Source organism: Longispora urticae, assembly GCF_053902585.1.
Genome location: NZ_JAQZSH010000035.1, coordinates 564,740 through 588,810, shown reverse-complemented (window position 1 = coordinate 588,810; position 24,071 = coordinate 564,740). Strand labels below are relative to the sequence as shown.

Below are 24,071 nucleotides of genomic sequence, written 5' to 3'. Positions count from 1 at the left end.
GTTCGCCGAGAGCATCAAAGCGGTACGCCGGACCGCCGTCGGCAACGGGCTGCGCCTGGTTCAGGAAGTCGACGGAGAACAGCACGTCATTTCACTCACCGAGGAGTCGGTCTACCAGCCACTGCGAGACGTGGTCGCGGCGCTATTCGCGACCGAGGGCGAACCTCAGGTGTACCTCAAAGTGGGCCGGAAGGTCGCCCGCATCTCGCCGGTTCAAGGCTGACCGCGCGCCTCGGCGGTCGGGCCTACCGTTGCTGCGGGTTCAGGTGCGGTCACCGGACGGCCGCCTTGTTCTCCGGTGCCGCCGGCGGGCAGGTACGAGGCGATCCGATGCCACTCGGTGTCGTCGGCGTCCGACGGATAGTGGTGCCGACGGCAGGCGGCCAGGTGCTCGAGTGCAGGTGACAGGGGTGTGGCAGCAGGCTGGCCGCAAGTACGTCAACGCCCTGACCTAGGTGCCCTACTGGTTCTAGGGAAGGGTTAGGCTCCGCGCTGTGCGACTCCCGGAAGTCATCCCGATCAAGTATGAGCCCGACTATCGCACCAATCTCGTCGGTCGGTATGCGGGTGGACAGTTCTTCGCTGACGTCACTGGCGCGTACCAGGAAGGTGTCGCTCTGGGGTCTGATTGGGCTCACCACCAGCGGATGTATGCGGTTCTCCATCGCTTCGACGAAGCCGGGCATCACATGGGCTCGGACCTATGGTTCGCGGGAGTCAGGGCCGGCGGCGATGCGGTCGTGGAAAGCGCCGAGCAGGTGGTGTCAGGCTGGCTCTCGGACATCGGGCCGGTCACCTTCTGCGACATCGCCATCCGGCCATTCCGGGTCGACTTCGACGGTGTTCTCTTCGGTCTCATCGACGAATCCGACGACGATCCGGAAGAGGGCCACGGCGGCCCCTGGGCCGAACTCTATCCTCAACGGCTCGGGTTCCATGAGCCCTGGGACGGCGAGTACGACACCTAGAATGCCCGCCGACCTGGCTATTCAACAGGTGCTCAGGTCGCCTGAGCGGTTCGTAGGAGCGTGCGAGGGGACGCCACAAAGGTGATCTTCACCCAGGCGTTCCAGGTCAGGCGTATCGGTGGAGTTCTGACGGCCGTGCCGAAGGCTGTGTGCCGCAAATGCCAGGTCGACTATCTTGACCGGTCTAACTTCGTGCCGGGTGTGAAGGGCGAGACAGGCGGAATTCGGGGGGACAGCTAGTGGCTACGGCAGAACTTATGGGCATCGAGATCGCGTTGCGGGACTGGGGGAGCATGCGTTGCGGATGCGGCGAGCCGGCGGCGCATCTTCCGGATCTGCTCGCGCGGTTCGTCCGGGCCCGGTCGGTGGAGGAGATGGAGGCGGTCGACGTCAGGGCGCACGTGAAGCCCGACGGCTATCTGGCCGAGCCGGCTGCTCCGGCGGTGTCGGTACTGCTGGCTGCGCTCGCGGAGGGCGTTTCTCCGGTCGCGCGCTACGAGATCTGCCGACTCCTTCACGGATTCCTGGCGGCCGAGGGGCCGACCTGGGGCGTGAGTCCCGACCGGGATCTGGAGGCAGAGTGCGCGACGGCGACTCGGTGCGGGTTGTGGCTCCTCTACGCGGAGGTGCTCTCGGGACGCGACGTGGACACCGCCAGCTACGCCTTCGAGGTGCTGGACCTCGTCGAGGAGGACCGACGGCGCCTGGAACGGCTACGTGCCATAGCCGGTCACCGGTTGGCTCCCGACCTACGCGAGCCAGATGTTGAGAAGTAAGGCTCCGGAGCGGGGGCGACAGCTCTGGTACGGCAGGAGATCGCGCGGCACGACTGGGCAGCGTTCTATCCGACGTTCTGCCGACCTCTGATCCGGGCCACTGGGGGCGGATCATCACACCCCGAAGAGCGGAGTAGTGAAAGTGGCTATGACTGATTCCAGTGGTTCCCGGGCGGAACTGGTCGACGCGGTGGGCCTGTGCCTGGCCGTCGCGGCAGCGGAACGTGTGACCTCGATCGTGCCGCTGTTTTTCGGACACCTGGCGGGACTGGCGAACACCGATGCCTTCGATATTAAAGAGGGCGTCTATCTCTCGTGGCGCCGGGTGAATGGGCGGCCCGGCTCCGACGCCCTGGAACGTGAGGTGGTGCGGAGGCTACCCGGGGCGCGCCGGGTGGTGGAGGAGTGCGGCGTGCGGGGTGCGTCGGCGGTCCTTCCCGCCCTGGACGCCGTCTCTGCGCTCGTGGGGAATGCGGTGAGCGTTCAGGACCGGTTCCAGCGGGCGTTCAGGGCGGGCGTCGCTGTGGCGGTCGAATACGACTTGCTCGGGGTGCGCCCGCCCGCCGGGCACTCCACATGGCTGGCGTACGAACTGCACGGACAGGCCGTGCTCTGTGCGACGTTGCCCGTCACCGCTCGGGAACTGACGCGGGAGCTGGCCTTCGCTCTGGAAGAGTGCTCGGGGATGGAGGCCATGAACTACGGCAACGCCATGGAGGAACTGCTCCGAACGGGCTAGGTTCTGTCTCGTGGATCAAGGCCGTCGGGTACGGCACGTAGCCAGTCGAGCGCTTCGATCAGGTCGAGGGTGGCTTGATAGTGGGTGGCGAGTTTGTCGTAGCGGGTTGCTAGTCCGCGCCAGTGTTTGCGGCGGTTGAAGCCTCGTTCTACCTGGTTACGGAGCTTGTAGGCGTCGGGGTCGAAGTTCGGAGGCCTGCCTCCCGCTCGGCCTCGGCGCTTCCGGTTGGCGATCTGATCGTTGGGTTCTGGGATGACCGTGGTGATGCGTTTGTCTCGCAGAGAGGCCCGGTTGGCTCGTGATGAGTAGGCCTTGTCGCCGGTGAGGGAGTCGGGCCGCTTTCGAGGGCGGCTGATGCCGCCGGGACGGGCGACGGCGACCTGGTCCAGCAGTGGTATCAGCTGGCGGGTGTCTGCCGCCTGGCCTGGGGTGATGAGGGTGGCAAGGGATCGGCCGCGTCCGTCGGCGAGGGTGTGAACCTTGGTGGTCAGGCCGCCGCGGGACCGGCCGATGCCTTGCCGTGCCTGCGATTCGACCGCGTCGAGCCCCCTTTTCGAGCCCCGGCGGCATGCTGGTGCACCCGCACGATCGTGGCATCGACCTGGGCGTTCCAGTCGACATCACCGTCGGCCTCGGCCAGCGCGATCACCCGCGACCTCAGCATCGCCCACGTCCCATCGGCCGCCCACCTGCGGAAACGTTGATACGGAGTCTTCCACGGCCCGTAGCGCTCCGGCAGATCACGCCACGGAGAACCCGTCCGCTTCACCCAACAGATCGCGTTGATGACCTGCCGGTGATCACGCCACCGACCGCCACGAGTGGGCTGTGCTGGCAGCAACGGCTCCAGCACAGCCCACTCCGCGTTACTCAAATCCCCACGAGCCACAACAGGTCTAACGAACCAAACCCAAGATCCGCGAGACAGAACCTAGCCGAGACGGGCTGTCGTGCGGGGCGAGTCTTCGGATCTCCGGCAACGATGAGTTCGGCTTGATCTCGATCGGGCGGGTCGGATACCGACCCGCCCGGTCATGTTCGGCGGTGTCCGATGAGATGCATGAGCAGGGCAATACGGTGGAGCCCCGTCAATGGGAGTTCGGCTAGCCCCGGCCGAGAGGGCCGCTCCAACCGTCCGCGATGTCAGGCGGCCCGACGGGTCCGGGGTATCAGTTTGGCGGTCCTTTCCGCTGTTTCTAGTTCGACTTCGCGGAGTAGTGAGGTGTAGATGTCGCCGGTGGTGGAGAGGTTGGCGTGTCCGAGGAGTTCCTGGATTTCTTTGAGGTCGCCTCCGGCGGCTTTGGTGAACGTGGCGGCGGCGTGGCGGCCGTCGTGGATGCCGACGGGTGGGAGGCCGGAGCCGCGGACGTGGCGGTCCCAGCGTTCTGACACCAGGTCGGGGTTCCAGGCCCGGCCGTCGGGGCGGCGGAAGAACAGGTCGACGTCGACGTGCTGGACGCCGCAGTCAGCGGTGGGTGTGCGCATGCGGATCGTGGCCGGCCAGGCCGGTCCGGCGGCGAGTTTCTGGGCGTTGCGGCGGATGCGGTAGGCGTTGAGGTCGGCCACGGTCTCGGTGTCCAGGCCGAAGGTGCGGTCGCCGTTGCGGGTCTTGACCGGCTTGTACACCAGCTCGCTGCCGGCGTGCAGACTGATCTGGTGGGTGATGACGGCGCTGCGGTCGGTCAGGTCGAGCTGTTCGGTGGCGATGCCGATCGCTTCGCCTCGGCGTGGTCCGCGTCGCAGGATGAACGCGAACACCGGGTACAGCTCCGGGTCGCGGACCTCGACGTAGTCGAGGAACTCTCCGGCCTGTGCCGGGGTCCAGACCATCACGGAGCTGGGGACCTGTCCGGTGGCCTTCCATTTCTCCACCCTTTTCGCGGTCCAGATCCGCGGGACGGGTTTGTCGGCTGGGGGGAGTTCGGCGTGGGCGGCTGCGTTGAACTCGATCAGCCGGTCCTTGCGGATCGCGTCGTTCAATGCGGTCCGCAACGTGGCGCGGATGCGCTGCATGGACGCCGCCCCCACCGACTTCTTCCCCCGGACACTGGCGCGCACGAGCGGGTCGGGGTCCTCGCGGGCGGTGAGGAGGTCGGCGTTGCGGGTGATGATCGCGGCGAACATGGCCTGGATGTGCGCGCGGCTGAGCTTGTCCAGGGCGACGGCCCCGAGGTGGGGGATGAAGTAGTTGTTGATGTGGCCGAGGTAGTTGACCTTCGTCTTCTCATCGACGTGGCGCTGGCCGATCCAGTTGGTCAGGTACTCGGCGACGGTGACGCTGATCGCGGCGGGCACCCCGGCGCGCAGCCGGCGTGCGAGGGCGTCGCGGTCGGGGAGCGGCACGCCGGGCTTGAGGGCCTTGAGCAGGGTGGCGATCTCGTCGCGCACCGCCTTGTCATCGCCGGCGAGCCGGAGCAGCTCGCGGGCCTGGTCGCGTTCGGCGATCGCCGCGTCCTTGCTGTTGCGTTCGCCGGCCGGCTCCCGACGCAGCTGCCGGCGGGTATTGGCGAGTGTCTTGGGCAGTTCGAACTGGTAGGCCCAGCTGCCGTGGTGGGGGTGCCAGTTCCCGTCGGTGCGCCGCAGGTCGGGGCATTTGGCGCCGAGCCGTTTACCGGTCGGGGTCTTGCAGGTGCACCACTTGAAGATCGAACCTTCAGAAGCCATAACGGGGTCTCATTCTGTGCGGGGTGGCCATCGCTGGCCGGGTATCTGATTTCGTGTCGATGGACGCTCGACTCCGTGACGTGATCAAGTCACCGGCGGCGGTTCCTGCCCGTCGTTGTGCGGATCGCGGCAGGGTTGGTGTCTGGCGGCGGCGAGGATGGGCGCGGTGGGTACGCGCCATTGGCGGCCGACGCGGATGACCGGTACCGGGAAGTTGCCGGCGTTGGCCAGTTCGTAGGCGTGGTTTTCTGAAAGGGCGAAGATCTCGGCGGCGATGAGCAGCGAGGTGAAAGCACCCAGCGCTTCGATCGCCTCGACGGTCCAGGTGTGTGTGACGGGGCGCATGGGGTGCTCCTGAAACAGAAAAGGAGGCTCCCTTGCGGGAGCCCCCTGAGGGCGAAGGTGCGGATTCAGATGTGGGTGTGCCGTGCGGGTCGGATCAGTCGGCGTGCCGGCTCGGCGTGTCTGCGTCCGGGCGGTTCGGCGGGGATGCTCAGGACGCGCATGGCGGCCCGCTGGACTGCGGCGATGTCGTCGGGCGTTGGCCTGCAGGGCGCCTGGGCTGATCGCCTGCCGAGTACCTCGCCCCTGGTTCAGCTAACGTGAGCTGCCGTCTTGTCGACTCAACAAATGCATTCGAACGACAGGTGGCTGCTGACCGGGGTGGTGCTCCAGATGGCTCGCAGTTGCCGATGGCGTTGCATGTCGGTGCGCATCGCGGCGAGCTCGGCGGTCCGGACGTGTCCCACGGGGCTGAAGCACCATCCGGTGTCCGAGGTGTTCAACGCGTCGAGATCGGCCAGGTTCGGTTCGTTGTCGAAGCTGAGCCGCAGTTCGACCTGCCACAGGATCGCCTGCGAGTCCGGATAGGCCTGGTCGCCGGTCGCGATGGCGAGTTGCCTGGTGAAGGACAGTGAAGGGCGTCCGTCGTTCCAGCTCCACCGCCCCCACTGAACGATGAAGCCATCTCCGTCTGAACCCGGGGCCGGGTCGATGCCTTCCACGTCGGCTTGAAGGAATTCGCAGTACGCGTCCCATGCCGCTGCGACGTTGGTGACCGCCTCGGGATCTACGCCATGGTCGCGAAGCAGTTGCCCGAAGATCGCCGCACTCCGCTGCCAGTGAAAACGCACGGGGCAGGCTAGCAGGCGACTGATCCGACCAGCGGCCCCGTGACTCGGGGGCGACCGTCCCGCCGGCCATCGAGCCTGGGCACGCCGTGATGCGCTGACACCTACCAATCGGCATTTGGAAGAGCTGACGAACAGGCCCCGGCCGACTCGTCTCTTCCACGCTCTTCCACGCCGCCTCTTCCAAACGGCGCCCCGGCGTGGAAGAGGCCGCCGAACAGCACCGCCCTCTTTCAGCCTCTTCCACGCGAGGGCCTGGCGACCTCTTCCAAACAGGTGAACACAATGGAAGAGGATCCGATTTCAATGCTTATAAGGCTTTCATGAATTGGTGGCAGAGCCTGGAAGAGGCCGTGAGAGCCACCCTGCGCCTCGTTCTTGGTCAGCAATGGGTACCAAGGGGTGGGCGGAGGGAATCGAGGCCCTGCGTGTCACTGGCGGCAAAAGCCCAGGTCAGAGCATCGAAATGCGGTGGGATGGTCGACAGGTGTGGATAGTCCGTAGCGTACGGAGCCCGCGAACGATGGCGGGCAAAACAGGCTCTGACCTGCGGTGTTAGAGGCGTGGCAGACGTTGGTGCGTCACTGGTGGCTCCGTCCGGCGCCCGATCGGGGCCGGAGCCCACCCCGCGAGGAGCCCCGCCATGACCACCACCGCACCGAGCCTGACGACCCGGTCATCCGCCCTAGCCGCCGTCGACCACGCGTGGAACCTGCTCACGCGTGAACCTGACCCTCCGCTTGTCTTGGACTGCGACGCCCTCGCCGCACGCCGGGACATTCCGGCCGACACCCTGCCCGTGGGTGTGTGGTCGTTGCGGGGGTTGCGTGACTGGATGCTCGAGCGCCCTCACGCCCATCTGGCCCGTGACGTGATCTGGCGGGAGACCGTGACGAGGGCGCGGAAAGGTGAACCCGGCTGGGTTATCGCCGCCGTCGGGCTGGCGATGCCGGCGATGGTGCGCTGCGCTGGCAGGCTCACCGCCGGCTACCAGGGCGAGGCTGTCGACATCGACGCGGAAATCCTCGCCGGCTACCTCACCGCCCTGCACGGCGCGGACCTGGACCTGACCCGGCCTGCGGTGTACGCGAGGTTGTGCTGGGCCGGGTGGCGGGCCGGGCGTGCGCTGCGTCGCGCGGATGAGGTCGAGGTGCCGCTGGCGGACATGGACACCGTGCCCGGGTCGCGGGCGCCGGTGGTTCCGTGGCGTCATGTCGATCTGCTCGTGCACCGCGCCCGCGACCTCGGACTCATCAGCCCGGACGACGCCGAGTCCTGGATCGACGTGCGCCTCGGCGACAAAAGCTGCTACCTGATCGCCGAGACCCGCGGCCTCAACGTCGACGTGCTGCGCATGCGCTTGAACCGCGCGGACCGACGCATCGCCGCCGCGCTCGCCGACGGTCGGCTCACCGGCCACGCCTTCCACGACGCCGCCCGCGACCTCGCCCGCACCACCACCGGTGTCACCGTCCCGGCACGGACCTTAACCATCGGCCCGCGCCGGGCGACGGCAGCCTGACCGCACACTCGAGTCCTCGGCGGGCCAGCCGCTGTGGAGCATCACCGCCTACCGGGGGTGCTCGGGTTCAGGATGCGTGGCTTCGCCGGCCACGTATCCGGAACAAGGAGACCGCGAAGTGGGCGCTTCGCCCAGGTCCGGATGTCGCTGGGAGGTTTGACGCGCTGCTCTGCCAGGTCGGGATGTCGTCTGGCAGAGGACGGCGGCGGACATTGCGGACGACGCGGGCCTGCTCTCACAGTGCTCTTCCATCGGTGAAAGAGGCGTGGAAGAGACCTGGCGTGGGTCGACGCGTTCGCCAGCTCTTCCAAACGCCGATTGGTAAGTGTCAGGGCAACGCGCCCAGACCCCGGCGGGACCACCCCCCCCGCCTCATCGGCACCGGTCACGTCCCGGACATCTCGCGGGGCACGAACCCCACCTGTCAACGGAAACGGAATTCGTCATGTCCTCACCCCTCCTCGCCCCACCCACCCCTGCGCCACCCACCCCTGTCCCTTCGACGCCGGCGGTGCACGTCGAGCCGGTGATGCGTCTGTACGAGCGGCTCGAACATGCCGTCGGTTGGGTGATCGACCGGCCGTGGCTGGCCGCCGTCGCCCTCGTCGTCGTGTTCGGTGTTGTCGCCGCACGCAATCTGATCGCCACCCGCCGGCACCGGTACCACGCCGCGAACGCCCGGCTGATCACCATCGCCCCACCGCCCGACGTCAACGCGAAAGGCGCACGCGCGCTGTGGTCCAACCTCGGCGGCGCCCTGGCACCGTCGTGGTGGCGGCGTGTGGTGTTCGGCGCGCCGCACGTGGTGTGGCAGTACGCCTGGGCCGGCCGGCAGCTGACCATCTCCCTCTGGGTACCGGGCACGATCCCGCCCGGCGCGGTGGAGACGTTCGTGCGCTCGGCGTGGCCGAGCGCGTCGTGCACGATCGACAACAACCCGGAAGGTCCGATCCCCGCCGGGCGGGCCGCTGCGGGTCGTCATCTGCTGCCGCACGCCTCGGAGTGGCTGCCCTTCGCGACCGGGCATGACCTGGACCCCCTGCGCCCGGTGCTGGCCGCCGGTTCCCAGGTGCATGACAGTGGGTACGCCGCCGTGCAGATCCTCGCCCGCCCCGCCAGACCTTCTCGAGTGCGCCGCGCACGCCGTGCCGCCGAGCGGCTGCGCGCGGGCAAGTCGGCGACAGCCCAGTTCAACCCGGCCAAACCCCTCGTGTGGATCCTGGACCTGTTCGTGTCGAACAAGACGCCCGCGACGGCGGCGCCGCGGCCGCAGCCGGATCTGTTCGCCCAGCGTGATGTGAAGGGGATCGCGGAGAAGGTGTCGGCGATCCCGCTGTGGGAGACGGCCGTGCGCTACGCCATCGCCGCCGACCCCCGCCTGCCCAAGGCCAAGGCTCGGGGCAGGTTGCGGGGGTTGGGGGACGGGATCGCAGCGGCGTTCGCGATCTACTCCGCCCGCAACGGCCTGACCCGCCGCACCCGTATGCACGCCCCGGCCGCGACGCTGGCCGCCCGAAGGCTGGGCGCGGGGTTCCTGACCAGCACCCCGGAACTCGCAGCCCTCGCCGGTCTGCCCCAGGACGTGGCCGTCGCCGGGCTCACGCGGGCGAGGGCGAAGTCGGCCCCGGCGCCGACCGCCGTGACGGGCGGGGGTCGGGCGCTCAAGATGCTCGGCACGACCGAGGTCGACGGCCGCGCCGTCGGCCTGACGCCGGCGGACGCGCGGTATCACGTGCACATGGTCGGCACCACCGGCTCAGGGAAGACGACCCTTTTGGCGAACATGATCCTCGACGACATCAACGCCGGACGCGGCACCGTCGTGATCGATCCGCACGGCGACCTCGCGCTCGACATCCTCGACCGCCTCCCCCTGGACGCCGCCGACCGGGTGGTGCTGTTCGACCCGCTGCAAAACCGCACCGACCGCGACCACCCCGCAGGCGTCCTGCACCCGCCGACCCTCAACCCCCTCGAACTGCGCGACGGCGCCGACAAGGACCTGATCGTCGACAACCTCGTGTCGATCTGCGGGTCGATCTTCGCCAAAGGGTGGGGGCCACGCATGGACGACGTCATGCGCGTCGCGTGTCTGACCCTGCTGCGCAAGCCTGACGTGTCGCTGCAGTTGATCCCGCCGCTGCTCAACAACTCCCAACTGCGTGCGGAGATCACCGCCGACCTGCACGACTCCAGCGGCCTCGGCGGGTTCTGGGACTGGTACGACAGCATGCCCATCGCGCTGCGCTCCCAGGTCATCGGACCCGTCCTCGCCCGGCTGCGGGCGTTCCTGCTGCGTGACTTCGTGCGCAAGACCATGAGCTACGCGAAGTCCTCGTTCAACATGGCCGACATCCTCAACGGCGGGATCCTCATCGTCCGCATCCCCAAAGGAACCCTCGGCGAAGACACCTCCCGCCTCCTCGGCTCACTCATCCTCGCCCAGGTGTGGCAGGCCGCCACCGCCCGCGCAGCCATCAAGCCCGAACAACGTAAAGACTGCTCGGTGTACCTGGACGAGGCGCACAACTTCCTCACCCTCGCCACGGGGATCGGGGAGATGCTCGCCGAGGCCCGCAAGTACCGGCAGCATGGTCCTCGCACACCAAGACCTCGCTCAGTTCCCCAAGGACCTGCTCTCGGCGGTCAGCGCGAACGCCCGCAACAAGATCTACTTCACCGTCGCCCCCGAGGACGCCAAAACCCTCGGCGTGCACGTCGAACCCGAACTCGACATGCACGACCTCGCCCACCTCGACGCCTACACCGCCATCGCCCGCCTCGTCGTCGACGGCCGCCAGGAACCAGCGTTCACCGTCAAAACCAGCCCGCCCAAACCGATCCAAGGCCACGGTGAGGCGATCCGGCGCGCCGCCAGTGACCGGGTGCCACAGCAGAACAAGGGCACCTGGGAACTGCGCGCCGAGCACCTCGCCGCCGCCAACACCGCAGAACACGAACGCCGACAGCGTCACAACGGACCGGGCGAACCCAGCCACGGCCGGCCGTGGGAACCCGCACGTTGACCTCCACGTCGAGCCCCACGTCCTGATCCACGTCACGACACGAACACGTCCCACCCGCCAACTGGTGGGTGGGACGTGTTCGTGCAGCACACGGCCCTGACCGAGCCACCTCATACCCGTCCGCCGTTCAGACACCCTCCAACGGAGGGACCCTTCCGCATGGAGATCTCCCACATGACCCCGTCACGACCCCGCACCCACACCGCAGCCCTGTTCGACAACACCCGCCACATCACACCCCGGGACCAGCTACTTCTCGACCTCCTTGCCGAGCACCACATCCTCACCACTAGGCAGGTCGCCAGCCTGTTCTACCCGAGCCTGCGCCGGGCGCAAGACCGTCTCGCGGTGCTGCACCGTGCTGAGGTGCTGTCCCGGCACGCCTGGGCCAAGGCCACCGGCGGCGTCACCGAATACCTCTACTCCCTCGGACCCCTCGGGGCCCGGCTACGCCCCAACGCCTCCTACGACCCCGACAACCCGCGCCGAGTGTCACCCCGCAACCACATGGAACGCATGGCACGCCTCGCCGGCAGCCCCAAACTCGCCCACACCATCGCCGTCAACCAATTCTTCGTCGACCTCACAGCCGCGACCCGCACCACCCCCGGCAGCGAGCTCCTGCGGTGGTGGTCGGAGAACCACACCACCAACGTCTACGAACGCTTCGGCATCCACCCCGACGCACACGGCATCTGGCGATCCGCCGGACGCACGGTCGGGTTCTTCCTCGAACACGACAACGGGACCGAGAACCACGCCCGCGTGCTGTCCAAGTTCACCGCCTACCGCGAACTCCACCATCAAGGCGGACCCACCTACCCCGTACTTCTCTGGGTGCCCAGCACCGGCCGCCGCGACAACCTCCTCGAGGCACTCGCCGGCATCGACATCCCCGTCGCCATCGCCACCCACGGACCCCACCCCTCAGGACGGGTTTGGCACCTTGCTGGGTACGGCGGCCCCTACCCCCTCAACGACCTACCCAGCGACCACGGACCCGTTGGCCTCAGCAATCCCGGGCGCTACGACGCATAGCCCACGCCAACCCACCCCAGGCGGAAGCGGTCCACCGGGTCGGCGAGCAGCCGCCTGCGGGCAACGACTTGACCTTTCGGCGAAGTGGAGCGCTGATCGACGCACCCGCCAACCTCCCACCAGCGCGGGCGTAGACACCGACCTGAAGGGCAACGCCGTGCCAACGACTACGACACCCGGACTGCACGTCGCGGGCAGTATCGAACTCGCCCTGCTGTGGAACCTCGCAGTGCCGGTACTGGCCGCACACCAACCCGACCCCGACGACCCGCACCAGTGCGTGAGCCTCCTGTGTCGCCGCGAGACCTACCCCTGCCCAGCCGCCCGTGCCGCCCACCGCGCACAACACCTCGCCACCGGACCGACCCAGGAGGCACCGGCCGAGGCCGGCACCGTCGAACGACCGGTGCAGGCGATCGGCCGAGCCCCGGCCGGGCCCGCGCCGATGCCCGCGAACGGGACACGCTTCTGGGCTCCCCGCCCGGCACCCGACCGGGGCCCTTCTTGGCGACGCGCGTCTGACCGCTACCACGGCAGGCACCGAGCATCGCAAAGAACCACAGCCCCGCCCCAACCGTGGCAGGACGGCCGGTCGTTGAGGCAGGCCGCGGCCTGACTCCGTACACCTCTCCAAGGCTGGGGATCCAAGACGCCAGAAACTGGGATCCAGGCTTCCCGCGTGCTGGAAGCGCGCGCCCCTGGCACCTCCGGAACCGGCCAGCCTGGAGGTCGAACATGCGCACTCCGAGTATTCAAACTCCGGGTATACGCAGTCAGACTTGCTGGTCAACGCCGTTTCAGGCGCGCACGATGAGTCAACGGCGCCAACCAGCCATTGGCCAGCCGACCTCGAGGAGGCATCCGATATGAGCCAGTCCCACGCAACCGACCCTGTCGCACTCGCCCAGGCCGAAAGCGCCACAGCCGTCACACTCGTCGCCACCGCGGCCGAAACCCAGACCCGCATCCGCGAACTGGTGACCCAGCTCGCCGCCGCCGAAGCCCGCTACGCCACCGAGTACAAAGCCGTCCAGGACACCTGGGGGACCGCCAAGACCTCGAAGTTCGGACTCCTCTCCCCCGACAAGGTCACCGCCGCACCCCCGCCGAGCAAGACACGACGTACCCCCAAACGCCCGAGAGGCACCACACCTCCAGCGGCCACCGATCGTGTCACCAGTGCGGCTACGCGAACCGAAACGCCGCCCCAACCGCGTGAGGACTCCGCCCGGTCAGCCGCCGGCCAACCAACACCCGTCCTGACCTGACGAGGCACCAGTAGCTGCCCACAGTCCAGCCCGTCACCATCGCCACCGTGGCATGAGGACATTTCTCGCAGTTGTGGCAGGTGCCGTGTGCTGGAGACCATGGCCCTGGACGTGGTGGTTGACCATCGGCGTAAGCGTGCCCGGAGCCGGTGGGTTCCAGGAACCACGAGAGTTCCCGCGGCATTCAGGGCCGCTCGTAACGACGGCGACAGCGAGCTCTGGCAGGCGGTGGCGATCAATACCCGACGCCCATCAGCAACGGGATGCCCGTCTGATCCGCGCATCATCGACGGCTATCTGACCTGAGTCGATGCGGCCGGAGCGAGTCTTTCCTGGTTCATCTGACATGCCCGGAGCTGGTGCTACACGCGCGGTCGGATCGGCGTCGCGGGTCCAGCGTGAACGGCCTCGATTCGAACCCCAGCGCCCTTCGCCGAGACCCGCTCAACACGAACCCCAGTTAGATGAGGCAACAGGGCCGACATCAGTTCCACATAGGAAAGCCATCGTGGTCAGCTCACGTCGATCACTGAATGTGTGCAACAGACCATTTTCAGACGTCGTTGACACTGGGGAACATGCCGGCCGTCGGCACGTTGCTGACCGATGGTCGGCAACGGTTCGAGCAGTTGCTCGCGGGCATCCCGATCGACAACAGTCTCTTGCGGTACGAGCTCTCTCCCCGATGTCGAGCGGATCCAGGAGTGGCTTGGCGACGCGATCCGCGCAACCAGTCGGTTGAATGTTCCGATCGCGCCAATTCACCCTCGGCAGACCGGGGCGCACATCGGTCGCTTCGTCCCCGGGCGCCCTAACCGCCACCTCGAAGGCCGCAGCTTGGCAGGAGACCGTGCGGCTGGGCCAACCGTGGTTGCACCATCAGGCAAGTAAAAGTGATTCAAATCACAAAGTTCAGTTCTGCGCAAGATCTTGGGGCTTCGAGTAGAGTCTTCGACATGAATGAACGGCAGCAGGTGGAGGAGGTGCTCCGCATTGCGGGGATCCTTCCGGCGCTCGGGTGGGCTCACGGTTCGGCGGCGGCGCGCACGTACTCCGACTATGACCCGGCCGCAGGGTATGACGCGCGCCTGATGGGCTACATGGGCTACGTGCTGCTGGAGAACCGGCTCGACCGGGTGTTCTCGTGCGGCGACTTCGTGGCTGACGACGCGGGTGTGGGCCTTGACCTGGTCGCCGACGGGCTCTTGCCGGGTGAGTTCGAGACGATGCCGAGCATCTTCCCCGGCCTGGTGGTCCGAAAGAACCTCAACAACTCGCCGGGCTGGATGTACGACCGGATCCGGTGGCTGCTGACCTCCTACCAGTTCGGTGCGGTCAACGACATCCGCTGGGCGGCGAAAGGCCCGACGAAGCAGCGAGTCGCAACGCAGGACAAGACCCTGCACCCCGACCAGACGCTGCTCCTGGACAACGACATGTTCCTCGTCGAGGCGCACACCACGGTCCGTGAGCTCAACGCCCAGGACGACGACACGCTCACCCTCGTGCTCGCCCACTCCCTAGACCCAGCCACCGGCCGCATCGAGACGCACCTCGGGCGCCCCTCGATGAACCGGAACGGCGAGCCGGCCTGGGACTGGACGATCCGGATCAACGGCGACGCCGGTCCCGGCGCGGCCGGAGTCCGCCCCGGCCCGATTGACGCCACCCCGCTCGACCCGAACGACCTGCCGGACGCCCCGGTGCGCCTGCGCCCCGAGTCGGGTTCTGAGCACGGCCGCGCGGCTGGGCAGGCATGAATGGCCAGCGGACGTCGGCACAGCTGCGGGGTGTAACTCAAGGATTCAGCGGCCGTCGTCTCACGCTTGCCCGGCAACTGGCCGGGCTGAGGAAGAACGGCCTTGCCGAACGGATCGGCAGGACGGGGACCGCCGTCGCCAGCTACGAGAACGGTTCGAAGAAGCCGTCGTCGAGCACCGTGGCGCAGTTGGCCCTGGTCTTGGGCGTAGAGCCGGAGTTCTTCTTGCCCACCGGCGTGGAGAACACAGACCGCGACCCGTTGCGCGCCGCGCCACACTTTCGGTCGCTTCGGTCCACCACCCAGGTGGACCGCGACCGGGCCGGTGCGTACGGCGCTCTCGTTCACGACATCGCCGCCGTCCTTGAGCGGCACGTCGAACTACCCGAACGTGATGTACCGCCGTACCCGGTGTCACCGGACCACGCGTCCTTCGGCGAGCCGGAGGAGGCGGCCCGGAGGCTGCGCAAGGCATGGGAGATGCCGCCCGGACCGGCAGGACACCTGGTTCGGCTCGCCGAGCATCACGGGATCCTCGTAGTGTTCGCCATCGCCCAGTCGGCGTCGGTGGACGCCTACTCCATCGACACCGCCTACCGGCCGATGATCCTGCTCAATCCGCTGAAGAACGACTACTTCCGGCAGCGCTTCGACGTCGCGCACGAGATCGGGCACCTCGTCATGCACTCCGACGCCGAACCTGGAGGCCGGACCGTCGAGGACCAGGCCCACCGGTTCGCCGCCGAGTTCCTCATGCCTGCAGACGAGATCGCTGGACACCTGCCCCAGCGGGCCGACTGGCAGAAACTCCTGACCCTCAAAGCCCGCTGGAAGGTGAGCCTCCAGGCACTGCTCATGCGCGCCCGCCAACTGTCCATCATGAACGAGAACACATACACCAACGCCATGGCGGCACTGTCTAGCAAAGGCTGGCGCCGTCAGGAACCCGGAGCCATGCAGGTACAAGAACACCCATCACTCCTGCCCCGCAGCATCGAGCTGATGAGCGAAGCCGGCTACGACATCGAACGCCTTGCCCGCGAGTACAAGATTCCGCTGCAAGCCTTCCGTGCGGCAACCTCCCGCGTCCCGTCACTAGACATCCAGGAGATCCTCCCCGTCACAGGAGGAGACTTGGCCGATGTTGACACGGATGAGGCGACGCTAGTCGACCTCGCGGCATTCCGGCGGTAGCCGTCCGTCGGTGCATCAATCCTTCCTGGGCTGAGTGCTAGCTCTGCTGGCGCCTTGGCTGTTCGGGTCCGGAAGAGGGCGGGTGGGCTGTACGGGTACCGAGAGCGGAAGCTACAAATTACTCGAAGAGATTTCACAATTTTCCCCGACTGGAAGATGGGGGGCATAGGCTGATCTGGGGATGCATCGACGAAGCTGACGGCGGAGGCGGGCATGGCCGAAGAGCAGAGATTCATACTTGGGGTCGACCTGGACGGCGTTGTCGCTGACTTCTACGGCTACATGCGAAAAGTCACCGCCGAATGGCGAGGAGTGCCGGAAGCTCAGCTCACCACTGAAGTCACGTACGGACTTCCCGAGTGGGGGCTGCTACCCGGCGAGTACAAGCACCTCCATCGATTCGCGGTCGATCAACGGAGACTCTTCGCCGATGAGGATCCAATCCCTGGGGCTCCTCAAGCCCTAAGGCACCTGAGCACGGAGGGAATCCGCATCAGGATCATCACCCATCGGCTCTTCATCAGTCGCGTTCACCAGGCGGCTGTCGAGCAGACGGTGCAATGGCTTGACGGTCACGGAGTGCCCTATTGGGATCTCTGCTTCATGAAAGAGAAGGGTGACGTCGGTGCCGAGTTGTATATCGAGGACAGTCCGGACAACGTTGCCCGACTCAGAGAGGCTGGGAAGGATGTCATCATCTTCACGAACTCAACTAACCGACAGGTTCCTGATGGTCCAGGCGGTCGAGTAGACGCATGGCCCGATGCCGAGCGGCTGATCCGCGAGCGCTACTACGCCTGGCGAAACGCTCGCTCCCTCCCGCTTCCGTCCGCACCCGGCCACAAGCCAGCCTGACCCATCGACCCTGCGACGGGCGATCGTGGTGTAACTGGTTGGACTGTGTCGCCCCGCGCGAAATGCGATACGACTGACTGATGAGAACCGCAGCCTGACGTTCGGAATGACAGATGATCAATGGGCGATCGCCGCCGAGCAGGTACGCGAGAAGCGATCCTTCAGGCAGTCTACGACCGGCGGATGACGTGTCGTCATCGTCGCGGCACCCGCACCGGCGGAAGAACAAAGCACTTCCAACTATGACAAGACCTTCTTCAGTCTCATCATGACCGCGCAGCTGCCGACGCGGGAGCCGAGCCGTCAACCGTCGAACGTCTTCTTACGGTGATCTGGGTGACTCACGCGTTCGGTTGGATCTGCCTTGCGCGAGAACTTGGGTTGGAGCAGTGAACCGTCTAGGCTGCCAGCAGCTACTCGAACAGGCGTCTCGAGGCGAGTGTCGGAGATCATCATGTTGCGAGGAGATTCGCAGTCCGCAGCCGAGGGGTGTCATGATGCACACATGTCGGACGATTCGCCCCACCATGAGGCCTCATTCACAGTTGCCGGGCTATTCGCTGGCATAGGGGGAATCGAGCAGGGGTTCGTGTCTGCCGGAGGACACGCGAAGCTTCTGTGTGAGGTTTGGGAGCCGGCACGGTTGGTCTTGGAGCATCGGTTCAAAGGTGTGCCGGTCGCAGCTGATGTTCGTGAGCTGGACTCCATCCCTGAGGTGGATGTGCTTTCCGCAGGCTTTCCCTGCACAGACTTGTCGCAGGCCGGCCGCATGGCAGGCATCCGCGGCGAGCAGTCCGGGCTCGTGACTCACCTGTTCAGGCTGCTCGAACAGGCCCGTCCCCGATGGGTCGTAATCGAGAACGTCCGCAACATGCTCGTCCTTGACAAGGGCGGCGCCATGGCATTTCTGGTCGCCGAGCTCGAACGCCTCGGGTACAGGTGGGCATACCGATTGGTGGACTCCCGTTTCACCGGAGTACCCCAACGGCGACAGCGTGTAATCGTCGTAGCTTCCAGAGACGACGATCCCCGCGACGTGCTGTTCGCCGACGACGCAGGTGAGCCTGCTCCCGAGACCTTCGCCCGAGATGCGTTCGGCTTTTACTGGACAGAAGGTCTCACCGGCCTGGGGTGGGCCCAAGACGCGACGCCTACCCTCAAGGGCGGCTCTACCATCGGCATTCCCTCACCGCCGGGCATCTGGGTACGTGACGCCGCTGTCGGACGCGCAATTGTCACCCCAGGAATCAGCGCAGGAGAGCAACTCCAGGGGTTCCCTGCAGGCTGGACGGAAGCAGCCAAAGACCATGGACGCCGGAATGCGAGTAGATGGAAGCTCCTCGGCAACGCGGTGACGGTCGGCGTCGCAGAATGGCTGGGTGGGAGACTGTCGAAGCCGGGGGAGTCTATAGCGAACACCGGATCCGAGCTAGCACTAGGCGCTCGATGGCCGAACGCGGCCTGGGGATCCGCCGGAAAGCGTTGGCAGGCATCCGTTTCGATGTGGCCGACCCGGAAGACATACCGTCACCTGCTCGACGTCGTCGACCTTGCAGAAGCCGTTCCGTTGAGCCTCAGGGCGAGCGCCGGGTTCTTCAGCCGTATGGAGCGAAGCACACTCCGGTTCGACGAGTCATTTCAGCTGGCCATGAAGCAACATGTAGAGGCAATGCGGATCGCACCATGACCCTCCCGTCGACGCCGCGTCCTGCTGCGGCAGATCCAGCGGTACAGAGACGCATGAGCAGGCAGCGCCGTAGAGACACCGCTCCTGAACTTGCCCTTCGCAAGCTCGTTCATAAACGAGGCCTAAGGTATCTGGTCGACGCCGCGTTGCCCGGGATGCGACGCCGGGCGGACATGCTGTTCCCCAGGCTACGGATCGCAGTCTTCGTCGATGGATGCTTCTGGCACAGCTGCCCGCTGCACGGCACAACCCCCAAGACGAACACCATATGGTGGACTCAGAAGCTCTCCACCAACGTCGCCCGCGATCGCGACACCGACGAGCGGCTTGCGGCCGAAGGTTGGCTCGTCATACGGATCTGGGCCCACGAAGCCGTCGAGGAAGCAGCCTGCCGCGTCGAGGACGCCGTCCAGTCCAGGAGATGATCAGCGCCGAACTGTCGGAGGGCGTTGCTAGTCTCGAAAAGTGAGCATTCCCTCGCCCCAAAACGTGGACCCAGCCGTCGAGATGAACCAACTCCTCGCCTCGATCGAGCACTCATCTAAGAACGTGTCGAAGTATCGGAGCTTCGAGGCCTATGTGGCCGGCCTGACGGGCCTGGAACCTTCGGCTGTTTATGCCTCATATATTTCTAAAGCGGGCAATCTGTCGGTAAGGTTCGAGCAGTCAGGCAGGGCACGCGACGCTAAGCTCTTGATCGCGTTGGTAGACCCGAGGCAGGGCGAGACGGCCGGGCAGTCCTTCGAAGCCCTGATGCGTTTGTGTGCGAAGAAACGACCCGGCACCGAGGCTCTGATACTCCAGAGGCCTAACGAACTCTGGGAAGTGACTCACGCAATCGTTCCGAGCGGGTTGCCGGACGAGCCCCACTTGTACCAGGCCCCGAGCTTGATCACAGGCGTACACCCGCACAAATATCTGTACAAACCTGCGCGGGAAGCGCCTGACGAGGTCTCGCAGCCGTTCTTCACAGCTCCAGAGCAGCGGACGGATCGCACGCCACCGCCACTCGTGCTCGATGAGAGAGTTCTGCGGATGCTGCGCACGGCAATCGCTTCGCATCGGGCTGTAATGCTCGTGGGTCCGCCGGGCACCGGTAAATCGACGCTCGTACATCAGCTCCTGGCCCAGGTGCAGCAGTCTCCAGGTGCCATCGGAATGACGATGGCGCATGAATTGATGACTGTCACACCTGATGAAAGCTGGACGACTCGGGAACTTGTCGGGGGGGACAGTGTGGACTCCGATGGCCGTATCGGCTTCGCGCCTGGCTATGTCCTCCAGGCTGTACAGGAGGACAAGTGGCTATTGTTGGACGAGGCCAACAGGGCCGATCTCGACAGGATCTTCGGCGGCTTGATGACGTGGCTCACGGGACGGCCCGTTACGGTGGGGCGCCCGAATCCCAGCTCCGACTCCGAGATCGTGCTCGGCTGGAACGATGACGTCTCCTCTACCGTGATCGGCAAAATCGAGGAGCCTGACGACGATACCCACTATCGAGCCGGGACTGAATGGCGATTGATCGGGACCTACAATTCGATCGATGCGCATACCGTCTTCCGTTTCGGCCTGGCCTTGGGGCGGCGGTTCGCTCAAGTGCCCGTGCCTCCCCCGCAGCCAGGACTGTTCGCGGCGTTCCTGGGCGAACATCATGCCAACCACGACGAGACTGTACGAGCCCGTCTCGCCGAGGTGTACCGCGCCCATTTTGAGATCCCTGGCCTGGCGATGGGGCCAGCTTCTTTTCTGGGCATCCTCGACCAGCTCCGATCGAGCCTCCACACTGATCCTCAAGCTGAAGCCACAGAGCTTTTCGCAGAGGCTTATCTTGCGGCACTCGGAACTTGGATCCGACGCTCTGACGAAACCATTCAGGACGAGCTGGGTGCGAAGCTTTCGGTAGTCGAGGCTCTCGGCGATCAATGGGAATGGGTTAAGGAAAACCTGCGGTACCTGGCATGACAAAAAACTTTCCGGACCCGCAGGTAGACATTCACTGGGAGGGGCTGGACCAGGTCAGTCGAGGATGGAGTGGAAAGGGGCAGTTATATCTGGCGCTGGCTGCGGTTGTTGACGATTTGGACAACGTTCGCTGGCAACAGAGAGATATAGAGCGCCGCGCCAATCGGATCTTTTTCGAAGAGCTAGCTCCATGGCTCGAAAAGTGGCCGTCGACCACCAACAGCTGGATCGACGCCATCCCAGCCCAGAGCCTTCGCCGACGCAAAATTACAACGACACTTCAACCGGGCACCGATTGGGTCGCGACCCGGGTAACAAGTGGCTGGCCCCCAGACCAATACGTTGTACGTGAGCGAAACCGCGTCGCTGACCAGGCAACGATTCGCACACTTCGGTGGGCACTCGATCACCTGAGAAAGGTGCGAAAAGACGCTATCTCGGTCGAATCCAGCCTGGAGCGGACTGCGCGCGAGCAATGTAGAGCTGCTTTACGGCTCCTCCAGGCACGCGGAGCCGTAAAAGATGCCGTTCCGGCGAATCCGCTTCCTAGCGAGGTAGAAGCCCTCTCGCGCTCAGGGAAGCCTTGGACACTTCTAGCTCCGGTCGTATCGGCCATCCGCAAGCAAGAAACGGCCTCCCTCATCGAGTACGCTCGACGGCATCTAATGCCCGATAAGGAGCTCGACTGGCGTATTTTCCACCTAGGCGCACTCGGCGCACTCTTGATGAGGCTTCGTCAGTCCGGTGCCCGCATCGTGGACCACCGGCCACTATCGGGGTCGACTTTTGAAGGCCCAAATTTCAAAGTCGAAATGAACGGGGGAGAAGAATGGGACCTGTGGTTCGAGGCTTCCCGCTGTTGGAAGTACTACGACCATCCTTCGGCCTATGCTGAAGCCACCAGCGGAGTACAGGGAGGAGGGTTCGCAGCCGGAGCCGACATCCTGCTTGTCCGACCAGGGCACTCGGCGGCTGTTTTTGAGTGCAAGTATGGAACGGATGCTTTAGTCCGAAAGGGTTACCACCAGGCATGCAGCTATGGGATTGAGGTCCAAAGTCTCCTTGCACCTACAGTAGCCTCATACGTAGTAGGTCCGCCCACCATGGTTCAGCCTGCGCAACCCCGGCGCGTAGGGGGCCTCACCGTGGAATTCGTTTCACCCTCGATTATTGCCGACCCGACGCATCACCTGGCGCCATTACCTTCCCGAATCAGGTGAGGGCGACTCGGCCGGCAAGATCGGGTTGGCAACTCACTCGGCCGCTTGCTGAATCGATGAAGTTCAAGGTCGGTCATGAGCGCTGCGGGGCGCGCCTTCGTTCGGCGTACCCAGTAGGCGGTCATCGAAGCAGCCGACCGATGTCATCGCCGAGAATCGGCCTGCGGAGTCCGCAAGTAATGCAGCTATCGGGCCCTCGGCTGCTTCCACAAGAAGATAGCGGATGGATCTGATGGTGTCTGGACCCCGCGAGTGTTGGGTTCACCCTCGGACAATTTCGCCGTCAGGTCCGTCACGCGCTCGTACAACCTTGACTGGATACTGGCGTCGAGCCCTAGAAGGGAAATGCCTTCCTTGACCGACCACACTGACTCTCTCGCCGGCCGGGCAGGCGGAGCATGAAAGTGAGAGGGCCTTCGACAGTTCCTCGGGCGGACACAAAAGAAGCCCCGAGGAACATCGGCCGGCCCCAGCGCAGCAACCCGTTTCGGGCGGTCCTGGCTCCGGTCCGTGCGAAACGCCGGTCGGTAGCCGCGAGCCGTCGCGTGGGGCCGACTGCAAGGAGTGCGACGTGGAGAACGCGGTCGACCTCGGAGGCGTAGGCGTGGCTGAACCATTGGCTCTGGATCGTAGAAGGGAGCCTGGTGCCGGTTCGGGACTGGGAGTTGGCCGCGTCGTTGAAGAACTACCGGTTCCGATACGAATTCATCAGGCGAGATCAACGGTAGGGGCAGCGTAGTCGTCCTCAAGCAATTGGGGAACGTCTTCTTTCGTCTGCAGAACGCCAACGTCGAAGAGCTTGGAGGCCAGAGCTTCGCCCAGAGGCGGCGGTACAGCGTTGCCAATGATGATCTGAACCTCAGTGCGAGTTAGCTTGTACCGAGGCTTGATCCTCTCGTCAACGAAGGCAAAATAGTCCGGGAAACCCTGGATGCGCGCGGCCTCATGGGCGGTCAGGCACCGGGGGACCTCAGGGTGGACAAAACGTCCGCGACCCATAGTCCCGAAACCGCTGGTGATGGTCTGAGACGGACGGTCCCACCACAAGCGACCGTACATTGAGATGTAGTTGTGTTCGCCCTGGTGACACTCGGGACGCTCTTCGTTCGGCAGGTTGTGTTCATCGTTCTCGAAGAGATACTTCATACGTCGCTGGTTGTCTGGGCTAGGTACTGCAGCTTCATCGAAGAAGGACTTCGGTCGTGCATCAAGTAGGTCGCCAATTGCCCAACGCAGATCATGGGGTGTGGCGTCCTGGTGTTGTTCGATCTGCAGCAGGTCAGCAGCTGAAAATCCATCAGGCAACGCATCTTCGTGGATAGCAAGCAGTATGTGGCGCTTGCGTGTCTGGGCGACCCCGAGCTTGAGCAGGTCAATACGATTAGTGGCGACATCGTATCCGAGCTTCTTGAGGTGAACGATGGCGCGGGAGACCACCTGCTGCTTGTCATTCACAACGGCCAGCACGTTTTCGATGACGACTGCACGGGGAGCAAGAACCTCTGCGGCGCGAACCATGCGCAGGTACAGGCGGTTCTTGGGGTCATCGCGGCGGGTGTGGTTGTTGAGGTTGCTGTGCCCTTGACACGGCGGCCCGCCGATCAGGAGTCCCACGTCGTCACCCACAATGGAGACAGTCGCAGATTCCACATCGGACAAGGTGGAGCCGAGGGAACCATCGAAGTAGGACTCGACGGTGCCCTCTCGGACGTTGGCCTTGGGGAAGTTGGCCTTGAAGACCTTGGTGGGAGCTGCCTCGAAGTCAACCGCGAGACGCACATCGAGTGCGACGCCGTTCTTGCGGGCTGCCTGGGCAATACCGAGGGTGAGGCCACCGCAGCCAGCGAAGAGGTCCACGACTCGCAAGGAGCCGATACCCTCCTCGAACTTCGGACGCCGCTTGGCCCGCAGAGGGTGCCGCTCGCCCACGTATGACCCCTATCTGCGCTTGCTCGTAGAACTGGCGGAACGAGCCGCCATCGTACTCGATCAAGCATGAGCAGGATCGGCAGACCGATACTTGTGCGTGGATTCACCAACCAGGACCGTGAAAGCTGACTCAACCGAGAATACGTGCTTCGTGACCGGTCTACGGAAGTTCGCAGGCCAGCCCAGCACTGCGACCTGCTGGCCGGTGGCGGCCAGGTCATAGACCAGGTCATGGACCTGGACATCGGCTAGCAGATCTACGGCGTCGGCATGCAGAGCGGCGAGTACGGCAACACCAAAGCGCGGAGACTGCACTTCCCAATCGTCCGCC

General features: G+C 65.2%; 17 protein-coding genes and 3 pseudogenes. 14 read left to right on the top strand and 6 right to left on the bottom strand.

Annotation, left to right across the window (positions count from 1 at the left end; genetic code table 11):
* The 4 genes and pseudogenes from PT931_RS25435 to PT931_RS25420 all read left to right on the top strand — a co-directional run.
* A pseudogene (locus PT931_RS25435) lies at positions 1 to 223 on the top strand (hypothetical protein); the annotation flags it as partial.
* Positions 224 to 494: 271 nt separating this feature from the next.
* On the top strand, positions 495 to 968 hold the full coding sequence (locus PT931_RS25430; RefSeq protein ID WP_456248185.1) for a hypothetical protein: 474 nt from the start codon (positions 495 to 497) through the stop codon (positions 966 to 968).
* Positions 969 to 1,225: 257 nt separating this feature from the next.
* Positions 1,226 to 1,744 (top strand): hypothetical protein, encoded by a 519-nt coding sequence (locus tag PT931_RS25425; RefSeq protein ID WP_456248184.1) that lies wholly within the window; start codon positions 1,226 to 1,228, stop codon positions 1,742 to 1,744.
* Positions 1,745 to 1,892: 148 nt separating this feature from the next.
* Positions 1,893 to 2,483 carry a hypothetical protein gene (locus PT931_RS25420; RefSeq protein WP_456248183.1) on the top strand — a complete coding sequence of 197 codons (591 nt, stop codon included), beginning with the start codon at positions 1,893 to 1,895 and terminating at the stop codon, positions 2,481 to 2,483.
* On the opposite strand, the gene PT931_RS25415 is transcribed toward PT931_RS25420, so the two are convergent.
* The 5 genes and pseudogenes from PT931_RS25415 to PT931_RS25395 form a co-directional block, all read right to left on the bottom strand.
* On the bottom strand, positions 2,480 to 3,097 hold the full coding sequence (locus PT931_RS25415; protein WP_456248215.1) for an IS5 family transposase: 618 nt from the start codon (positions 3,095 to 3,097) through the stop codon (positions 2,480 to 2,482). The two genes, PT931_RS25420 and PT931_RS25415, sit on opposite strands and share 4 nt — an antisense overlap.
* Before the next feature lie 5 nt (positions 3,098 to 3,102).
* A pseudogene (locus tag PT931_RS25410) lies at positions 3,103 to 3,336 on the bottom strand (transposase); the annotation flags it as partial.
* 290 nt (positions 3,337 to 3,626) lie between these two features.
* Entirely contained in the window at positions 3,627 to 5,147 is a 1,521-nt protein-coding gene (locus tag PT931_RS25405) for a tyrosine-type recombinase/integrase (protein WP_456248182.1), read from the bottom strand.
* An 84-nt stretch (positions 5,148 to 5,231) separates the two neighbouring features.
* Positions 5,232 to 5,492, bottom strand: a complete 261-nt coding sequence (locus PT931_RS25400; protein ID WP_456248181.1) for a helix-turn-helix domain-containing protein — start codon at positions 5,490 to 5,492, stop codon at positions 5,232 to 5,234.
* A 278-nt stretch (positions 5,493 to 5,770) separates the two neighbouring features.
* Positions 5,771 to 6,280 carry a hypothetical protein gene (locus tag PT931_RS25395; protein ID WP_456248180.1) on the bottom strand — a complete coding sequence of 170 codons (510 nt, stop codon included), beginning with the start codon at positions 6,278 to 6,280 and terminating at the stop codon, positions 5,771 to 5,773.
* A 640-nt stretch (positions 6,281 to 6,920) separates the two neighbouring features.
* On the opposite strand from PT931_RS25395, the gene PT931_RS25390 reads away from it, so the two are divergent.
* From PT931_RS25390 to PT931_RS25345, 10 genes and pseudogenes are all read left to right on the top strand, one after another.
* On the top strand, positions 6,921 to 7,799 hold the full coding sequence (locus PT931_RS25390; RefSeq protein WP_456248179.1) for a hypothetical protein: 879 nt from the start codon (positions 6,921 to 6,923) through the stop codon (positions 7,797 to 7,799).
* A 529-nt stretch (positions 7,800 to 8,328) separates the two neighbouring features.
* Positions 8,329 to 10,825: pseudogene (locus tag PT931_RS25385) on the top strand (type IV secretion system DNA-binding domain-containing protein).
* Positions 10,826 to 10,999: 174 nt separating this feature from the next.
* Positions 11,000 to 11,863: a replication-relaxation family protein gene (locus PT931_RS25380; RefSeq protein WP_456248178.1), complete on the top strand. Its 864-nt coding sequence runs from the start codon at positions 11,000 to 11,002 to the stop codon at positions 11,861 to 11,863.
* Positions 11,864 to 12,642: 779 nt separating this feature from the next.
* Positions 12,643 to 13,131: a hypothetical protein gene (locus PT931_RS25375; protein WP_456248177.1), complete on the top strand. Its 489-nt coding sequence runs from the start codon at positions 12,643 to 12,645 to the stop codon at positions 13,129 to 13,131.
* A 956-nt stretch (positions 13,132 to 14,087) separates the two neighbouring features.
* Positions 14,088 to 14,891 (top strand): hypothetical protein, encoded by an 804-nt coding sequence (locus PT931_RS25370; RefSeq protein ID WP_456248176.1) that lies wholly within the window; start codon positions 14,088 to 14,090, stop codon positions 14,889 to 14,891.
* Positions 14,888 to 16,084, top strand: a complete 1,197-nt coding sequence (locus tag PT931_RS25365; RefSeq protein ID WP_456248175.1) for an ImmA/IrrE family metallo-endopeptidase — start codon at positions 14,888 to 14,890, stop codon at positions 16,082 to 16,084. The genes PT931_RS25370 and PT931_RS25365 overlap by 4 nt, the downstream gene beginning before the upstream one ends.
* Positions 16,085 to 16,297: 213 nt before the next feature.
* The gene (locus tag PT931_RS25360) at positions 16,298 to 16,939 is read left to right on the top strand and encodes a 5' nucleotidase, NT5C type (RefSeq protein WP_456248174.1); all 642 of its coding nucleotides are present in this window, start codon (positions 16,298 to 16,300) and stop codon (positions 16,937 to 16,939) included.
* A 505-nt stretch (positions 16,940 to 17,444) separates the two neighbouring features.
* Complete coding sequence (locus PT931_RS25355; protein WP_456248173.1) at positions 17,445 to 18,626, top strand: DNA cytosine methyltransferase; 1,182 nt, start codon at positions 17,445 to 17,447, stop codon at positions 18,624 to 18,626.
* Positions 18,627 to 18,679: 53 nt separating this feature from the next.
* Positions 18,680 to 19,051: a very short patch repair endonuclease gene (locus PT931_RS25350; RefSeq protein ID WP_456248172.1), complete on the top strand. Its 372-nt coding sequence runs from the start codon at positions 18,680 to 18,682 to the stop codon at positions 19,049 to 19,051.
* A gap of 40 nt (positions 19,052 to 19,091) precedes the next feature.
* Positions 19,092 to 20,591 carry an AAA family ATPase gene (locus PT931_RS25345; protein WP_456248171.1) on the top strand — a complete coding sequence of 500 codons (1,500 nt, stop codon included), beginning with the start codon at positions 19,092 to 19,094 and terminating at the stop codon, positions 20,589 to 20,591.
* Between the two features lie 1,928 nt (positions 20,592 to 22,519).
* On the opposite strand, the gene PT931_RS25340 is transcribed toward PT931_RS25345, so the two are convergent.
* Complete coding sequence (locus tag PT931_RS25340) at positions 22,520 to 23,740, bottom strand: DNA cytosine methyltransferase (RefSeq protein ID WP_456248170.1); 1,221 nt, start codon at positions 23,738 to 23,740, stop codon at positions 22,520 to 22,522.
* Between the last annotated feature and the right edge of the window lie 331 nt (positions 23,741 to 24,071).

Coding starts and splice junctions, on each gene's coding strand:
- PT931_RS25425 (WP_456248184.1), top strand. CDS start 1,226: ATGGGCATCGAGATCGCGTTGCGGGACTGGGGGAGCATGCGTTGCGGA.
- PT931_RS25420 (WP_456248183.1), top strand. CDS start 1,893: ATGACTGATTCCAGTGGTTCCCGGGCGGAACTGGTCGACGCGGTGGGC.
- PT931_RS25405 (WP_456248182.1), bottom strand. CDS start 5,147: ATGGCTTCTGAAGGTTCGATCTTCAAGTGGTGCACCTGCAAGACCCCG.
- PT931_RS25400 (WP_456248181.1), bottom strand. CDS start 5,492: ATGCGCCCCGTCACACACACCTGGACCGTCGAGGCGATCGAAGCGCTG.
- PT931_RS25390 (WP_456248179.1), top strand. CDS start 6,921: ATGACCACCACCGCACCGAGCCTGACGACCCGGTCATCCGCCCTAGCC.
- PT931_RS25380 (WP_456248178.1), top strand. CDS start 11,000: ATGACCCCGTCACGACCCCGCACCCACACCGCAGCCCTGTTCGACAAC.
- PT931_RS25370 (WP_456248176.1), top strand. CDS start 14,088: ATGAATGAACGGCAGCAGGTGGAGGAGGTGCTCCGCATTGCGGGGATC.
- PT931_RS25365 (WP_456248175.1), top strand. CDS start 14,888: ATGAATGGCCAGCGGACGTCGGCACAGCTGCGGGGTGTAACTCAAGGA.
- PT931_RS25360 (WP_456248174.1), top strand. CDS start 16,298: ATGGCCGAAGAGCAGAGATTCATACTTGGGGTCGACCTGGACGGCGTT.
- PT931_RS25355 (WP_456248173.1), top strand. CDS start 17,445: ATGTCGGACGATTCGCCCCACCATGAGGCCTCATTCACAGTTGCCGGG.
- PT931_RS25350 (WP_456248172.1), top strand. CDS start 18,680: ATGAGCAGGCAGCGCCGTAGAGACACCGCTCCTGAACTTGCCCTTCGC.